The sequence below is a fragment of the Mammaliicoccus sp. J-M40 genome (assembly GCF_022386395.1).
In the GTDB taxonomy this organism is placed as follows: Bacteria; Bacillota; Bacilli; order Staphylococcales; family Staphylococcaceae; genus Mammaliicoccus; species Mammaliicoccus lentus.
In genome coordinates this window covers 24,534-42,818 of the sequence record NZ_JAJNIQ010000005.1, presented here as the reverse complement: position 1 = coordinate 42,818, position 18,285 = coordinate 24,534, and the positions used below count along the sequence as shown (strand labels likewise).

The following is an 18,285-nucleotide window of genomic DNA, read 5'->3' as shown; positions in this document are numbered from 1 at the left end:
TGAGAAACACATTTCTATAATAAAAAGGGCACTTATTACATAAAAACAGGGAGTATATCATAAATAAGGCTGAGACATTTATTTATGTCTCAGCCTGTCACTTCACATTATTTACAGCAATCCAAGTTCTTTACCAATTTTTTCGTAAGTTTCAATTGCTTGATCTAATTGTTCTTTCGTATGTGCTGCAGTTGGCATATTTCTTACACGACCTGTACCTCTAGGCACAGTCGGGAATACTATAGCTTTTGCATATACACCTTCGTCCATTAGTCGTTTACTAAATGTTTGAGCCTTTTTCTCTTCACCAATAATTACTGGTGTAATTGGTGTTTCTGAATGTCCAATATCGAACCCTTTAGCTTTTAAGCCTTCTTTTAAGTAGTTCGCATTATCCCATAATTTATCGTGTAATTCAGTTGAAGCCATTAATTTTTTAACTGATTCAGTAATTGCTTTAGTATCTCCAGGTGCTAAAGAAGTTGAGAATAAGAAAGGTCTTGAAGCAACTTTTAACCAATCTATTAAATCTTTCGTACCTGCTACGTATCCACCTACTACACCTATTGCTTTAGATAACGTTCCAATTTGGAAATCTATTTTATCTTGTAAACCGAAATGTTTTACTGTGCCTGCTCCTTTACCCATAACACCTGAGCCGTGAGCGTCATCAACATAAGTGATTAAGCCAAATTCTTCAGCGATTTCTACGATTTCTGGTAATTTAGCTACATCACCATCCATAGAGAATACGCCGTCAGTAATATACATTACTTTGTTATATTGACCTGACTCTACTGCTTCTTTTGCTTTTGCTCTTAAATCTTCCATATCAGAATGATTCACTCGAATGATTTTCGCTTTAGATAAACGACAACCATCTATAATAGAAGCATGGTTTAATTCATCAGAAAGAATTGCATCATTCTTATTCATAACTGCTGAAATTGCTGCCATGTTACAGTTGAATCCAGATTGATAAGCAATTGCACTTTCAGTCCCTTTAAATTGAGCTAAAGTCTCTTCTAATTCTCTATGCAAATCTAGTGTCCCATTAATAGTACGTACTGCACCAGCGCCAACACCATGAGTATCGATTGCGTCTTTAGCAGCTTTTTTCAAATCTTCGTCTGTTGCTAATCCAAGGTAATTGTTTGAAGATAAATTGATATATGATTTTCCACCAATATTAATTTCAGCACCATTTGCGCCTTCAACAATATCAATTTCATTATACAAACCATTATCCTTCAATTCATTTAAATTTGTTGTTAAAAATGTTTCTAATGTTTGTACCATTTGCACTTTCTCCTTTAGCACTTTTTATTTATCATAACATACTAAAATCAAAGAATTAAGCGTTATCATAGTAAATTGAATTGTTTAAATTTTCTATAAATTTTGCTACAATAGTCGTATTATATTTCGAAAGAATTGAAAGAAGGTTTAGCAATGGTCAATTGGAAAAAAGAAATCGAAGAAAAATTTGATCGTCTCGTAGAAATAAGACGATATATGCATATGAATCCAGAATTATCATATCATGAGGATAAAACTCATGATTTTATTTTATCTGAACTCAAAAAGTTAGATAAGTTACAAATAAGAGAACGTGTTGGTCAAAATGGTATAGTAGCAAAACTTAAAGGAAATGAGCCAGGTCAGACTATTGCATTTCGTGCTGATTTTGATGCATTGCCTATTCAAGATGAAAAAGACGTTCCATACAAATCTACTGTAGATGGTGTGATGCATGCTTGTGGACACGACGGGCATACAGCTACACTACTCACTTTATGTGAATTACTACATGAACATCAATCACAATTGAAAGGTAATGTCGTTTTTATATTCCAATACGCGGAAGAATTAAGTCCAGGTGGCGCTAAACCAATGGTTGATGATGGTGCTTTAGATGGCGTAGATAAAATATACGGCAATCACTTTTGGAGTGGACATTCAACATCAGAAATTAAAACTAAGAGTAGTGCAATGATGGCTTCTCCTGATTATTTCAAAATCACAATTCAAGGTAAAGGTGGTCATGGTGCTAAACCACACACTTCCATTGATCCTATAGTCATTGTTTCAGAGTATATTTCTAGTTTACAAAAAATCATTTCAAGAAATTTAGATCCTATCGACCAAGGTGTTATTACTGTAGGAAAAATTGACGCAGGTAACACCTTTAATGTTATTAGCGACACAGCGACTATTGAAGGCACTGTCAGAACGTTTAATCCCAAAGTGAAGGATTTAATCGAAGAAGAACTAGAACGCCTTTTAAAGGGTATCTGTATCGCAAATAACGCAAGTTACGATTTCGATTATAGAAGAGGCTATCCTACCGTCATTAATCATGATGAACAATACAATGTTGTTAAAAAAGCAGCTACAGATTTAGATCTTACTTATGAAGATATCGAACCAATGATGATTGGTGAAGACTTTTCTTACTATCTTTTAGAACGTCCAGGATGCTTCTTCCTAACTGGTAGTGGTAATGAAGAAAAATCTTCAACAGCCCCTCACCATCACCCAATGTTTGATTTAGATGAAGATGCAATGAAAACGACAACAGAAATGTTTTTAAAAATTCTTGAAGTTGAAGGAGTAATATAATAAATGAAAGATATTTTATTTCAAAAAGTTGAAGATTATTATGATGAGATGATAGAAATCAGAAGGCATTTACATATGAATCCTGAACTTTCATTTGAAGAAGTACAAACTCCAGCCTATATTGCAAATTACCTTCGTAATCTAGACATAGATGTTAGAGAAGGTGTTGGTGGCAGAGGTGTAGTTGGAACATTAAACAAAGATAAACCAGGCCCTACCCTAGCAATTAGAGCTGATTTTGATGCATTACCTATACAAGACGAAAAAGAAGTACCTTATAAATCTACTGTAGATGGCGTCATGCATGCTTGTGGACATGATGCGCATACTGCTGTCTTACTCATGACTGCAAAAATTTTATCTGAACATCGTGATGATATTAATGGTCGTGTTGTTTTTATTCACCAACATGCTGAAGAAGTAGACCCTGGCGGCGCGATACAAATGATTGCAGACGGATGCCTAACAGGTGTGGACGCTATCATTGGCCAACATGTATCAAGTACTATAGATGTTGGTAAAGTCGGTTATAAATACGGAACAACAACAGGCATTCCAGATGACTTCTGGATTACGTTAAAAGGTCGAGGTGGTCACGCAGCTCATCCCGACCAATTAATAGATCCATTAGCAGCCGGAATTCAACTATGTAATGACTTACAATATATTGTTTCACGTAAAACAAGTGCTTTATCACCTGCCGTTCTTTCTATCACAATGTTTAATGCTGGTGAAACAAATAACGTTATACCAGATACATGTAAAATTGGCGGGACGATAAGAACATTTGATTCAGAGATTCAAGCAAGCGTTGTAGAAGGTTTCAAAAAAGTACTTGAAGGCTTAACAACTTCAACAGATGTTACTTACGATTTAAAATATAGTAAAGGTTATCCTCCTGTCATTAATACAGAACGTGAGACTGACCTCATTCTTGAAGCCACTCAAGAAGTTGATAGCGTTTATGAACTGGTAGAATTAGAAGCAAGTTTAAGTGGTGAAGACTTCTCTTATTACCAACAAAGAGTGCCCGGTGCTTTCTTCTATACTGGAACTAGAAATGAGCATTTTAAAGCAGATTTTCCCCATCATCATCCAAAATTCGATATCGATGAAAAAGGGTTAATCAATGCTGTACGCATCTTTTTATTAACAACATTTAAGTTTATGGAAGGAGATTATAAAAATGACCTTAACGCATGAAGTTGAAAAGCATATGGATGAATTAATCGAAATTAGAAGGCATTTACATCAACATCCTGAATTATCTTTTCAAGAAGAAAATACTAAAAAGTATATCGCAGATTATCTTGAAAATTTAGGTATTGAAGTAAAAAAAGATGTCGGAGGTAACGGACTTTTAGGCTATATTAAAGGCGGGAAAGAAGGTCCTACTATTGCTTTAAGAGCAGACTTTGATGCTTTGCCTATCAACGATGAAAAGGAAGTGCCTTATAAGTCTACAGTAGAGGGCGTTATGCATGCTTGTGGACATGACGCTCATACAGCAAGCTTATTAATAACAGCTAAAATATTAAAAGAACATTCAGATGCTATCCATGGTAATGTCGTACTTATTCATCAACATGCTGAAGAAGTCCTTCCAGGTGGCGCTAGAGCTATGATAGAAGCTGGTGCATTAGATGGTGTTGATTATGTATTCGGTACCCATACAGCGAGCCATATAGACGCAAATAAAGTCGGATTTTGTGCTGGACCTGCTTATGCAGCTGCAGATTCATTTGAAATTGAAATCCAAGGGCTTGGTGGGCATGGCGCAATGCCTCAATTCGCAAAAGACCCAATTGTCGCAGCTTCATCATTAATTGTTCAGGCGCAAAGTATTGTATCAAGAACTATTGACCCACTTGAGTCAGCAGTTGTCACATTTGGAACATTTAAAGGTGGTAACGCCTTTAATGTTATAGCGGACAAAGTAAAATTAACAGGAACAATAAGAAGTTATTTACCTAGCGTTAAAGAACAAATCAAAGATCGTTTAAATGGGATTTTAAACGGTATAGAATCAAGTTATGGTGTGAAATGTCACTTAGACTATACAGACGGATATCCACCAGTAGTAAACCATGAAAAGGAAACAAAATGGGCTAAAAATCTAGCAAGTAATATTGATACTATCGAAGAAGCTTTTGATTTTCCGCCTTCACTCGGTGGAGAAGATGTTGGTTACTTCTTACAGCATGTACCAGGAACTTATTTCTTTACAGGTGTAGGCAATGAAGCATTAAAAGCAACTTACCCTCATCATCACCCTAAATTCGATTTAGATGAACAATCATTACAAAATAGCGTTAAACTCTTCCTATCCATTATTGAACATAGTGAAGAATTAGAAAAATAAATTCTATATATTAATGAACATAGTGAAGAATTAGAAAAATAAATTCTATATATTAATGAACATAAAAAACAGGGGAAATTCTTAAGTTAATAAGAATTTCCCCTGCTCTATTTAAATCTAGTAAAATATGCTAGATATTATACGTTTGGTTAAGTGTGTACGAAATCGAATTAAGCTTCGATTACAGTAACAACACCTGATCCAACTGTACGTCCACCTTCACGGATTGAGAAACGAGTACCGTCTTCAATAGCGATAGGTGAAATTAATTCAACGTCTATTTCAACGTTGTCGCCAGGCATAACCATTTCAGTACCTTCTGGTAAGTTTACAACACCAGTTACGTCAGTAGTACGGAAATAGAATTGTGGACGGTAGTTAGTGAAGAATGGAGTATGACGTCCACCTTCATCTTTTGATAATACATAAACTTCAGCTTTGAATTTAGTGTGAGGTGTGATTGAACCTGGTTTAGCTAATACTTGACCACGGTTAACGTCTTCACGAGCAACACCACGTAATAATGCACCGATGTTATCTCCAGCTTCAGCGAAGTCTAATAATTTACGGAACATCTCAACACCAGTTACAGTTGTTTTAGATGATTCTTCAGTTAAACCGATAATTTCGATTTCTTCACCAACTTTGATTTGACCACGTTCAACACGGCCTGTAGCAACAGTACCACGACCAGTTATTGAGAATACGTCCTCAACTGGCATCATGAATGGTTTGTCAGAATCACGTTCTGGAGTTGGAATGAAAGTATCTACAGCTTCCATTAATTCAACAATTTTTTCTTCGTAAGCTTCGTCGCCTTCTAAAGCTTTTAATGCTGAACCAGCAATTACTGGAGTGTCATCGCCAGGGAAGTCATATTCTGTTAATAAGTCACGAACTTCCATTTCAACTAATTCTAATAATTCTTCGTCGTCAACCATGTCAACTTTGTTTAAGAATACTACTAATGCAGGAACACCTACGTTACGTGATAAAAGAATGTGCTCACGAGTTTGAGGCATTGGGCCGTCAGCAGCAGATACTACTAAGATACCGCCGTCCATTTGAGCAGCACCAGTGATCATGTTTTTAACATAGTCAGCGTGTCCTGGGCAGTCAACGTGCGCATAGTGACGAGTAGCTGTTTCATATTCGATGTGTGAAGTATTAATTGTAATACCACGTTCTTTTTCTTCTGGAGCGTTGTCGATTTGAGCGTATGAACGAGCTTCTCCGTCACCAGAACGTTTTGCTAATACAGTTGCAATAGCAGCTGTTAAAGTAGTTTTACCATGGTCAACGTGACCGATAGTACCAATATTGGCATGTGTTTTTGAGCGATCAAATTTTTCTTTAGCCATTATGAAATCTCTCCTATTCATATTAAAAATTATATTTTTTTATTAAGCCTCATGATGGTTACTCACCATCATGAGGATAACCTATAGTTAATTTATAAATCATTTTGAGAAAAAAATCAATTTATTAAAGCGTTTTGATTAAGCGCCTGTATTTTTCTTGATAATTTCTTCAGAAATTGATTTTGGTACTTCTTCGTAGTGATCAAATACCATAGTATAAGTACCACGACCTTGAGTGTTAGAACGTAAGTTTGTAGCGTAACCGAACATTTCTGAAAGTGGAACGAATGCACGAACAACTTGAGCGTTACCGCGTGCTTCCATACCTTCAACACGTCCACGACGACTTGTTACGTCACCCATAATGTCACCCATGTACTCTTCAGGCATAACGATTTCAACTTTCATCATTGGCTCTAAGATTACTGGATCACATTTTTTAGCTGCTTCTTTAAGTGCTAATGAAGCTGCAATTTTGAAGGCCATTTCAGATGAATCGACATCATGGTATGAACCATCATATAATTTAGCTTTAACATCAACTAATGGATACCCAGCTAATACACCGTTTTCCATAGCGTCTTTAAGACCAGCTTCAACTGAAGGAATATATTCACGAGGAACTACCCCACCAACAATAGCGTTTTCGAATTCGAAACCTGCGCCTTGTTCGTTAGGTGTAAATTCAATGTGAACATCACCAAATTGTCCACGTCCACCTGATTGACGAGCAAATTTACCTTGTACTTGTGCAGGCGTTTTGAACGTTTCACGGTAAGATACCATTGGCGCACCAACAGCACACTCAACTTTGAATTCACGTTTCATACGGTCTACTAAAATATCAAGGTGTAATTCACCCATACCACCGATGATAACTTGTCCAGTTTCATGGTCAGTATGTGCATGGAATGTTGGGTCTTCTTCTTGTAATTTAACTAATGCGTTAGTCATTTTATCTTGGTCAGCTTTTGATTTAGGCTCAACTGATAAGTGAATAACTGGCTCTGGGAAGTCCATTGCTTCTAAGATGATGTCATCTTTTTCGTCACATAGAGTATCACCTGTACCAGTATCTTTAAGTCCTACCGCACCAGCAATGTCACCAGAATATACAGTAGAAATCTCTTGACGAGAGTTAGCGTGCATTTGTAGGATACGACCTACACGTTCACGTTTCCCTTTAGTTGAGTTTTTAATGTATGATCCTGATTCCATAGTACCAGAATAAACACGGAAGAATGTTAATTTACCTACATAAGGGTCAGTCATTACTTTAAACGCTAATGCAGCGAAAGGTGCTGAATCATCAGGTTTAGCAATTACTTCTTCTTCACTTTCGAATCTATGTCCGACAATAGGTTTAACATCTAATGGTGATGGTAAGTAGTCAATAACTGCGTTCAACATTAATTGAACACCTTTGTTTTTGAATGCTGTACCACATAATACTGGGTAGAATTCAACATCACAAGTAGCTTGACGAATAGCTTTTTTAAGCTCATCAATTGTGATTTCTTCTCCACCTAAGTATTTTTCCATTAATTCGTCATTTGATTCTGCAACAGCTTCAATTAAAGATTCACGAGTTTCTTCAGCTTTTTGCTTGTGAGACTCAGGAATTTCAATTTCTTCAATTTCAGTACCTAAATCGTTATTGTATTGGAAACATTTCATTTCTACTAAATCAATAATAGCACTGAAATCATCTTCCGCACCGATTGGTAATTGAATTGGGTGAGCATTAGCTTGTAAGCGCTCATGTAATGTACCAACTGAATATTCAAAGTTCGCACCCATTTTATCCATTTTATTAATGAATACAATACGTGGAACACCGTATGTTGTTGCTTGACGCCAAACTGTTTCAGTTTGAGGTTCAACCCCTGATTGAGCATCAAGTACTGTAACGGCACCATCAAGTACACGTAAAGAACGTTCAACTTCAACTGTGAAGTCTACGTGTCCAGGTGTATCGATGATATTTACACGGTGGCCTTCCCATTCTGCAGTTGTAGCAGCAGAAGTGATTGTGATACCACGTTCTTGCTCTTGTGACATCCAGTCCATTTGTGAAGCACCTTCATGTGTTTCACCAATTTTATGAATACGGCCTGTGTAATAAAGAATACGTTCAGTAGTCGTTGTTTTACCAGCATCGATGTGAGCCATGATACCGATATTACGAGTGTTTTTCAAAGAGAAATCTCTTGCCATAGTATTCTTACTCCTTCCAAAATATTGGATATTTGGTTTTTTTATTACAATAGATACGCAGATACCCTAAGTGTTTAAAAAACTAGAGATAACCCATTAAAAGGAATCTTTATCATTTTAACGCTTAGGGTCCTAGGTTCTATTTTACCAACGATAATGAGCAAACGCTTTGTTAGCTTCTGCCATTTTATGAACGTCTTCACGTTTCTTAACTGCGCCACCAGTATTGTTAGCAGCATCTAAGATTTCGTTAGCTAAACGCTCTTCCATAGTTTTTTCACCACGAAGACGAGCATAGTTAACTAACCAACGTAAACCTAAAGTTGTACGACGATCTGGACGTACTTCTACAGGTACTTGATAGTTTGAACCACCTACACGGCGAGCTTTAACTTCAAGTACAGGCATGATGTTGTTGATAGCTTCATCGAATACTTCAATTGGATCTTTACCTGAACGTTCTTGAACAAGTTCGAATGCTGAGTAAAGAATTCTTTGAGCAGTACCACGCTTACCATCAAGCATGATTTTATTGATTAATTTTGTTACTAATTTTGAGTTGTGAATTGGATCTGGTAATACATCTCTTTTTGGAACTGGACCTTTACGAGGCATAATCGAAATCCTCCTTCCTTAATTATAAAATTTATTTAGTTTATCGTCACATAAAAATCTGTTAAACACAGAAATTTAATATTAGATTATTTCTTAGCAGCTTTAGGTTTTTTAGCACCATAAAGTGAACGACTTTGCATACGTCCTTCAACACCAGAAGTGTCTAAAGCACCACGTACTACGTGATAACGTACACCAGGTAAGTCTTTAACACGTCCACCACGAATAAGTACAACACTGTGTTCTTGTAAGTTGTGGCCTATACCAGGGATATACGCGTTTACTTCGATGTTGTTTGATAAACGAACACGAGCATATTTACGTAACGCTGAGTTAGGTTTTTTAGGTGTCATTGTTCCTACACGTGTACAAACACCGCGTTTTTGTGGAGAATATACAGTAGTCACTTTTTTCTTCATGCTATTGTATCCTTTATTTAATGCAGGTGCTGTAGAGTGTGATGATTTACTTGTACGTGGTTTACGTACTAATTGGTTAATAGTAGGCATCTTTAATGTCCTCCTCTCTTGTTTTCTTAATTCCACACATCCAGGTGGTTCATTTTAAGGCAAATAAAAATAGTAAGCACAGCTTACACATTTATTTAAGCAATGCAACTACTGTCGCATTTACTTCTATTCCATAGTGCGATCCTAACTTTTGTCTTGTTGGACTATAATCTATCGGAACGCCTGTCTCAAATGCTAAATTCAACACTTTAGACAAAATATGAATATTTACATCTTGAGCAATGATTACTTTACGTACATCATGCTTCTTCAATGCTTTAGTGGTTTGTTTTAAACCAATGACATAATTGTCTTGATTTAAGCTTAAGGCTTTTTCATTAGACATTTGATATCCTCCAAAGCGTCTGCTTGCATCAACCTTAACAATAATAACATCCTACTTTGATAAAGTCAATAATTTTTGGAGTGTTTTTATAATAAAATATAAGCTGTTCTAGACCCCTAGAACAGCTCATATCTGTTAATCAGTTACTACTGTTTCTTCAGGTGATACTTCTTTTTCAACTTTTTCGAAATCTACACCAGTATATCTTCTCATACCTGTACCAGCAGGGATTAATTTACCGATGATAACATTTTCTTTAAGTCCAAGTAAGTTATCACGTTTACCTTTGATTGCAGCATCTGTAAGAACTCTAGTTGTTTCTTGGAATGACGCCGCTGATAAGAAGCTTTCAGTTTCAAGAGAAGCTTTTGTAATACCAAGTAATACAGGTTTAGCAGTTGCTGGGCGCTTACGCGTAGCAAATACTTCTCTGTTTGCATCAGTAAATGTATGAATATCTACTAAAGCACCTGGTAATAGTTTCGTATCTCCTGCTTCAATAATTCTTACTTTACGAAGCATTTGTCTAACCATAACTTCAACGTGTTTATCTGAAATTTCAACACCTTGCATACGGTAAACTTTTTGAACTTCTTTAAGCAAGTATTTTTGAGTAGCATTTAATCCAGCTACAGCTAGTAATCCTTTAGGCTCAATTGAACCTTCAGTCATTACTTCGCCACGTTCAACATATTGTCCTTCTTCAACTTTAAGTCTTGCAGTACCTGAAGCAAGGTAAGTTCTAATTTCATTTTCGCCTTTAACTTTAATTTCTTGTTGACGATCTTTAACGATAGTAATCTCTGTTACTTCACCGTTAATTTCTGAAATAACTGCTTGACCTTTAGGGTTACGCGCTTCAAATAACTCTTGAATACGTGGTAAACCTTGTGTGATATCTGCTCCGGCTACACCACCAGTATGGAAGGTACGCATTGTAAGCTGTGTACCTGGTTCACCGATTGATTGGGCAGCTATTGTACCAACTGCTTCACCAACTTCAACTTGTTCACCAGTTGCTAAGTTCTTACCGTAACATTTTTCACATACACCATGACGAGTGTTACATGTAAATGCAGAACGGATGTGCATTTCAGTAATACCAGCATCTAGTATTTGTTTAGCAATTTCTGGCGTTATTAGTTCGTTAACTTTGATAATTACTTCATCAGTTTTTGGATGACGTAATGTTTCTTTAGAATAACGACCTTCTATACGCTCAATAAATGGCTCAATTAATTCTGATCCTTCTCTAATATCAGATACTAATAAACCTCTATCAGTTCCACAGTCTTCTTCTCTGACAATAACATCTTGTGCTACGTCAACAAGACGACGAGTTAAGTAACCTGAATCGGCAGTTTTCAGCGCTGTATCGGCTAGACCTTTACGAGCACCGTGAGTTGATATGAAATATTCAAGTACTGTTAAACCTTCACGGAATGAAGATTTAATCGGTAACTCAATAATTTTACCAGATGGGTTAGCCATCAGACCACGCATACCAGCTAATTGAGTAAAGTTAGATGCGTTACCACGAGCACCTGAATCACTCATCATGAATATTGGGTTAAGATTATCTAATGACATCATTAATTTAGCTTGAATATCATCTTTAGCTTTTGTCCAAATTTCGATAACTGCTGCATAACGTTCGCCTTCAGTGATTAAACCACGGCTAAATTGTTTTTGAACTTTTTCAACTTTAACTTCTGCTTCATCGATGATTTCTTGTTTCTCTGAAAGAACCACGATATCAGATACACCAACAGTAATACCAGCACGAGATGAATATTTAAATCCTAAATCTTTCATCTTATCTAGCATCATTGAAGTATCAGTTATATGGAATTTGTTGAATATTTCAGCAATGATTTTACCTAAGAATACTTTGTTAAATGGTTTAACAAGCTCAACGTCTTCAAGATATTCTACTAGTCCACCTTCTGGTAAATCTGTAGGTGAAACAAAGTATTTATCAGGAGTTGATTTTTCTAAATTGAAATTAGTCGGTTCATTAATATATGGGAATGAATTAGGCATAATTTCATTAAAGATAACTTTACCAACAGAAGTAATTAATAATTTTTTATTTTGTTCTGCTGTAAACGTTGGGTTCTTAAGTGATCTTGCATGTAAAGCTATACGTGAATGTAAGTGTACATGACCATTTGCATAAGCTTTAATAACTTCGTCAGTTTCATTGAAGATGTCACCAGCACCTATTGCACCTTTTCTTTCTAATGTAAGGTAATAGTTACCTAATACCATATCTTGTGAAGGCGTAACAACTGGTTTACCATCTTTAGGGTTCAAGATGTTTTGAGCTGCAAGCATTAACATACGTGCTTCTGCTTGTGCTTCTTTAGATAATGGTACGTGAACCGCCATTTGGTCACCATCAAAGTCAGCGTTATAAGCTGTTGTAACAAGTGGGTGAAGTTTAATCGCACGACCTTCAACTAGAGTAGGTTCAAACGCTTGAATACCTAGTCTGTGTAATGTAGGTGCACGGTTTAATAGTACTGGGTGTTCTTTAATAACATCTTCAAGTACATCCCATACTTCTTCTTCCATTCTTTCAATTTTGCCTTTTGCATTTTTGATGTTTGTAGCAATTTCACGTTCTACTAATTCTTTCATAATGAATGGTTTAAATAATTCTAAAGCCATTTCTTTCGGTAAACCACATTGGTACATTTTCAGACTAGGACCAACAACGATAACTGAACGTCCTGAGTAGTCAACACGCTTACCAAGTAAGTTTTGACGGAAACGACCTTGTTTACCTTTTAACATGTGTGAAAGTGATTTTAACGGACGGTTACCTGGACCAGTTACTGGACGACCACGACGACCGTTATCGATTAACGCATCTACAGCTTCTTGTAGCATACGTTTTTCGTTTTGAACGATAATGCCAGGAGCACCCAAGTCTAATAAACGTTTCAAACGATTATTACGGTTGATAACACGACGGTATAAATCATTTAAGTCACTTGTTGCGAAGCGACCACCATCTAATTGAACCATTGGACGGATTTCAGGTGGAATAATTGGTAATACATCTAAAATCATCCATGAAGGTTCATTACCAGAGTGACGGAATGATTCAACTACTTCTAGACGTTTAATTGCTCTTGTCAATCTTTGGCCAGTAGCTGATTCTAATTCTTCACGAAGTTGTTTTAATTCTTTTTCTAAATCTATATCACTTAATAGATCACGGATTGCTTCCGCGCCCATTTTTGCACTGAATTTACCCGGGAATTTATCATAATATTCTCGGTATTCACCTTCAGTTAATAATTGTTTCTTTTCTAATCCAGTTGGACCTGGATCAATTACTGTGTAAGAAGCAAAATAAATTACTTCTTCTAGCGCACGTGGAGACATATCTAATAATAGTCCCATGCGACTAGGTATACCTTTAAAGTACCAAATATGTGATACAGGTGCTGCTAATTCAATGTGTCCCATTCTTTCACGACGCACTTTAGATTTAGTGACTTCAACGCCACATCTATCACAGACCATACCTTTATAGCGTACTCGTTTGTATTTACCACAACTACATTCCCAGTCCTTAGTTGGACCGAAAATTTTCTCACAGAATAAACCATCTCTTTCAGGTTTTAGCGTACGGTAGTTAATTGTTTCTGGTTTTTTAACTTCACCAAATGACCAAGAACGAATCTTTTCAGGTGAAGCAAGTCCTATTTTCATGTAATGGAAATTATTTACATCAATCAAGGAGCCTACCTCCTTCAAATTAAATTAGTTGTGCCGGTTGATTGATAATGTGTAACAAATGAAAGCGCAAATGTATTACCAAATGCGCTTGATTAACTTTTACTCAGTTACTTGTTGTCCTTCTACTGCTGCATCTTGTGAAACACCTAAATCAACTTTTTTGTCCATCATATCTTCATCCTCTAAATCGCGCATTTCGATTTCATTATCATGTTCGTCCATGACTTTAACATCAAGTCCTAAACTCTGTAATTCTTTCATTAATACGCGGAATGATTCAGGGACACCCGGTTTAGGGATATTGTCGCCTTTTACGATAGCTTCATAAGTTTTTACACGACCTACAGTATCATCAGATTTATAAGTTAAAATCTCTTGTAATGTGTACGCAGCACCATATGCTTCAAGTGCCCATACCTCCATTTCACCGAAACGTTGTCCACCGAATTGAGCTTTACCACCCAATGGTTGTTGCGTTACAAGTGAGTATGGACCAGTAGAACGTGCGTGTAATTTATCATCGACCATGTGTGCAAGTTTAAGCATGTACATAACACCTACAGATACACGGTTATCAAATGGTTCACCAGTACGACCATCGTATAAGACAGTTTTACCGTCACGAGCCATACCTGCTTCTTCAATAGTTGACCAAACATCATCATCGTTAGCACCATCAAATACTGGTGAAGCAACATGAATACCTAGATTCTTAGCTGCCATACCTAGATGAAGTTCTAAAACTTGTCCGATATTCATACGAGAAGGTACACCTAATGGGTTTAACATAAGGTCAATTGGTGTTCCATCTGGTAAGTAAGGCATATCTTCTTCAGGTAAAATACGTGAAATTACACCTTTGTTACCATGACGACCACACATTTTATCCCCTTCGTGTATTTTACGTTTTTGAACGATATAAACACGAACTAATTGGTTAACACCTGGAGATAATGAATCATCGCCTTCTTCTCTATTAAAGACTTTAACGTCTAATACGATACCGCCAGCACCATGAGGTACGCGTAATGATGTATCACGTACTTCGCGTGCTTTCTCACCAAATATCGCATGTAATAATCTTTCTTCAGCTGTTAGTTCAGTCACACCTTTAGGCGTTACTTTACCTACTAAAATGTCACCATCTTTAACTTCAGCACCAACATAAACAATACCGCGATCGTCTAAGTTTTTAAGTGCATTATCAGAAACGTTTGGAATATCACGTGTGATTTCTTCAGGTCCTAATTTAGTGTCACGAGCCTCTGATTCATATTCTTCAACATGAATAGAAGTATATACGTCATCTTTAACAAGACGTTCACTCATGATAACAGCATCCTCGTAGTTATAACCATCCCAAGTCATAAATCCAACTACTAAGTTTCTACCTAGTGCCATTTCACCAAGTTCCATTGAAGGTCCATCAGCTAAAATTTCACCTTTAGAAACAATGTCACCATATGCAACGATTGGACGTTGGTTATAACATGTTCCAGAGTTACTACGTTTAAATTTAGATAAAGGATAACGGTCTAATTCCGTTTCGATTTCTTTACCATTTTCTTCTACAATTCTTCTAACAAGAATTTCTTTCGATTCAACATGTTCAACTCTACCTTTATGTTTAGCAACAATAGCTGCTCCTGAGTCACGTGCTGTAACATGTTCCATACCCGTTCCAACAAATGGTGCTTCAGGGTTCATTAAAGGTACTGCTTGACGTTGCATGTTCGCACCCATAAGTGCACGGTTAGAGTCATCGTTTTCAAGGAAAGGAATACATGCTGTTGCTGCAGAAACAACTTGTTTAGGAGATACATCCATGTAATCCATACGTTCTTTAGGTTTAGTAGTGTTGTCACCACGGAAACGACAAAGAACTTCATCGTCGACGAATCTACCAGTTTCATCTAATACTGAGTTTGCTTGTGCAACAACATAACTATCTTCTTCATCAGCAGTTAGATAATCAATTCTGTCTGTTACTTGGTTAGTTTCGATATTAACTTTACGATATGGTGTTTCAATAAAGCCAAACTCGTTAACTCTAGCATAACTTGAAAGTGAGTTGATTAAACCAATGTTTGGTCCCTCTGGTGTCTCAATCGGACACATACGACCATAGTGAGAATAGTGAACGTCACGTACTTCCATACCAGCACGTTCACGAGTTAAACCGCCGGGTCCAAGCGCTGATAGACGACGTTTATGCGTTAACTCAGCTAATGGGTTAGCTTGGTCCATGAATTGAGACAATTGTGAACTACCAAAGAATTCTTTAATTGAAGCAATAACTGGACGTATATTTATAAGTTGTTGTGGTGTGATTGAATCAGTATCTTGAATTGACATACGTTCACGTACAACACGTTCCATACGTGATAAACCAATTCTAAATTGGTTTTGTAGCAATTCACCTACTGAACGTAGACGACGGTTACCTAAATGGTCAATGTCATCTGTATAACCTACACCATGTAATAAGTTGAAGAAATATGATAATGATGAAACGATATCTGCTGGCGTAATACATTTAACTGCTTCATCAGGAAATGCATTACCAATCACTGTTGTCGTACGGTTTTCTTCATCACCAGGGATATAAATCTTAACAGATTGAATTTCAACTGGTTCATCTAATACGCTACTATTTAATTCATAAACTTGAATGTTAGCATTAGATTCTAATACATCGATAATTTTATCTAAATTACGACGGTCTAAAACCGTTCCTTCTTCTGCTGCAATTTCACCTGTTTCAACATCAACAATAGGTTCAGCTAATGTTTGATTGAACAAACGATGTTTAAGATGTAACTTTTTGTTCATTTTATAACGACCGACACTCGCTAAATCATAACGTTTTGGGTCGAAGAAGCGTGAGTAAATTAAACTCTTCGCGTTTTCTACTGTTGGTGGTTCTCCCGGACGCAAACGCTCATAAATCTCAAGCAATGCTTGATCAGTAGTTTCAGTATTATCCTTATCTAAAGCGTTTCTAAGATATTCATTGTCTCCAAGTAAATCTAAAATTTCTTGGTCCGTTGAGAATCCTAAAGCGCGGACTAATACTGTAATTGGCAACTTACGCGTTCTATCAATTCTTACGTAAGGAACGTCTTTAGCGTCTGTTTCATATTCTAACCATGCACCACGGTTAGGAATCACAGTTGTTCCATAACTAATTTTACCGTTTTTATCAACTTTTTCGTTGAAGTATACGGATGGTGAACGTACAAGTTGTGATACAATTACACGTTCTGCACCATTAATAACGAAAGTACCAGTGTCAGTCATTAATGGGAAATCACCCATAAATACTTCTTGATCTTTCACTTCGCCTGTTTCTTTATTAATTAAACGAACTTTAACGCGTAATGGCGCGGAATAAGTCGCATCACGGTTTTTAGATTCTTCTAAATCATACTTTGATTCACCTAAACGATAATCTACGAATTCTAAAGATAAGTTACCTGTAAAATCGTCGATTGGCGAAATGTCGCGAAACATTTCAAGTAAACCTTCTTTAAGAAACCATTCATATGATTTCGTTTGAATCTCGATTAAATTAGGTAATTCTAAAGATTCGGAAATTCTCGCATAACTTCTACGAACACGATGTCTTCCATACTGGATAAGTTGACCTGTCAACAGATTCACCCCTCAAATATTGTGAATATAACTTTGCGTCTTACAAAACAAAGATAATAAGACAAAAAGAAAACGGAAAGTCAATGATTCCATTTTCTATTTCGTACGACTTATTTCTAACATTCAATTAAGGGCGACGCAAAAGTACACACTTATTGAATATAATTTTTTAACATTCTATTACTATATCAGAACAAAATAGCAAAATCAAGCTTTTACACTTTTTAAAATGTAATAACCCTTGCTTTTTTCTATAATTTCTGCATTGCCAAAAATATTTTGCATTTTTTCTTTTGCAGAAGGCATACCTTGTTTCTTTTGAATGACTACCCAAAGTTCTCCTCCGTGTGTTAAAACTTGATCACTTTGTTCAAATATTCGATGTACAACATTTTTACCAGCTCTAATCGGCGGATTAGTTAGTACGAAATCAAATTGTAAATCTATAACACCATCTATACAATCGCTTTGTTGTATTTCGGCATTATTAATTTGATTTGAGTTTCGATTATCTTTCGCCAATTCTAATGCCCTTTCATTTACATCCACCATCGTTACTTCACTATATGGTAGCACTTTAGCACAAGTTAATCCAATAGGTCCGTATCCACAGCCTACGTCTAATATTTTCTTTTTAGGTCCTGGGGGATTTAAATTTAAAAATGTAGTAATCAATAAATCAGATCCAAAATCAATTTTTCCTTTTGAAAAAACGCCATGATCTGTCTGAAGAGAGAGTTTGATGTCACGATAGCGATAATCGAAAGGTTTTCTTTCCGATTTCACATTTGGATCATTATCATAATAATGACTCATTATGCCACCTCTTTAATACATTTAATGAGT

Annotated in this window: 12 protein-coding genes; 3 read left to right on the top strand and 9 right to left on the bottom strand. The window is 36.3% G+C overall.

All coding sequences use genetic code 11. The annotated features are described in order from the left end of the window. Positions 1 to 111 precede the first annotated feature (111 nt). Positions 112 to 1,299, bottom strand: coding sequence for a glycine C-acetyltransferase (locus LQ688_RS07570; RefSeq protein WP_016999431.1), 1,188 nt, complete (start codon positions 1,297 to 1,299; stop codon positions 112 to 114). 153 nt (positions 1,300 to 1,452) lie between these two features. Between LQ688_RS07570 and LQ688_RS07565 the strand changes: the two genes are divergently transcribed. Genes LQ688_RS07565 through LQ688_RS07555 form a run of 3 tightly spaced genes read left to right on the top strand, consistent with a single transcriptional unit; the run spans position 1,453 to position 4,984 of the window. Next, a complete protein-coding gene (locus LQ688_RS07565) occupies positions 1,453 to 2,622 on the top strand; it encodes an amidohydrolase (protein ID WP_147640585.1) in 1,170 nt (389 codons plus the stop codon). A 3-nt stretch (positions 2,623 to 2,625) separates the two neighbouring features. Further along, complete coding sequence (locus LQ688_RS07560; protein ID WP_103268668.1) at positions 2,626 to 3,825, top strand: amidohydrolase; 1,200 nt, start codon at positions 2,626 to 2,628, stop codon at positions 3,823 to 3,825. After that, complete coding sequence (locus LQ688_RS07555) at positions 3,809 to 4,984, top strand: M20 metallopeptidase family protein (RefSeq protein ID WP_064204242.1); 1,176 nt, start codon at positions 3,809 to 3,811, stop codon at positions 4,982 to 4,984. The genes LQ688_RS07560 and LQ688_RS07555 overlap by 17 nt, the downstream gene beginning before the upstream one ends. A gap of 170 nt (positions 4,985 to 5,154) precedes the next feature. Here the strand turns inward: LQ688_RS07555 and tuf are convergent, their stop codons facing one another. The 8 genes from tuf to LQ688_RS07515 form a co-directional block, all read right to left on the bottom strand. Next, positions 5,155 to 6,345 carry an elongation factor Tu gene (gene tuf / locus LQ688_RS07550; protein ID WP_218729477.1) on the bottom strand — a complete coding sequence of 397 codons (1,191 nt, stop codon included), beginning with the start codon at positions 6,343 to 6,345 and terminating at the stop codon, positions 5,155 to 5,157. A 138-nt stretch (positions 6,346 to 6,483) separates the two neighbouring features. Then, the gene (gene fusA / locus LQ688_RS07545; protein ID WP_218729476.1) at positions 6,484 to 8,562 is read right to left on the bottom strand and encodes an elongation factor G; all 2,079 of its coding nucleotides are present in this window, start codon (positions 8,560 to 8,562) and stop codon (positions 6,484 to 6,486) included. A gap of 144 nt (positions 8,563 to 8,706) precedes the next feature. Beyond that, positions 8,707 to 9,177 (bottom strand): 30S ribosomal protein S7, encoded by a 471-nt coding sequence (gene rpsG, locus LQ688_RS07540; protein WP_103268665.1) that lies wholly within the window; start codon positions 9,175 to 9,177, stop codon positions 8,707 to 8,709. An 86-nt stretch (positions 9,178 to 9,263) separates the two neighbouring features. After that, a complete protein-coding gene (gene rpsL / locus LQ688_RS07535) occupies positions 9,264 to 9,686 on the bottom strand; it encodes a 30S ribosomal protein S12 (protein ID WP_016999424.1) in 423 nt (140 codons plus the stop codon). Positions 9,687 to 9,777: 91 nt separating this feature from the next. Next, the gene (locus LQ688_RS07530; protein ID WP_064204243.1) at positions 9,778 to 10,032 is read right to left on the bottom strand and encodes a ribosomal L7Ae/L30e/S12e/Gadd45 family protein; all 255 of its coding nucleotides are present in this window, start codon (positions 10,030 to 10,032) and stop codon (positions 9,778 to 9,780) included. Between the two features lie 135 nt (positions 10,033 to 10,167). Then, positions 10,168 to 13,785: a DNA-directed RNA polymerase subunit beta' gene (rpoC, locus tag LQ688_RS07525; protein ID WP_103268664.1), complete on the bottom strand. Its 3,618-nt coding sequence runs from the start codon at positions 13,783 to 13,785 to the stop codon at positions 10,168 to 10,170. A 99-nt stretch (positions 13,786 to 13,884) separates the two neighbouring features. Beyond that, positions 13,885 to 17,439, bottom strand: coding sequence for a DNA-directed RNA polymerase subunit beta (rpoB, locus tag LQ688_RS07520; RefSeq protein WP_103268663.1), 3,555 nt, complete (start codon positions 17,437 to 17,439; stop codon positions 13,885 to 13,887). A gap of 207 nt (positions 17,440 to 17,646) precedes the next feature. Then, positions 17,647 to 18,255, bottom strand: coding sequence for a class I SAM-dependent methyltransferase (locus LQ688_RS07515; protein ID WP_239705340.1), 609 nt, complete (start codon positions 18,253 to 18,255; stop codon positions 17,647 to 17,649). Positions 18,256 to 18,285 lie beyond the last annotated feature (30 nt).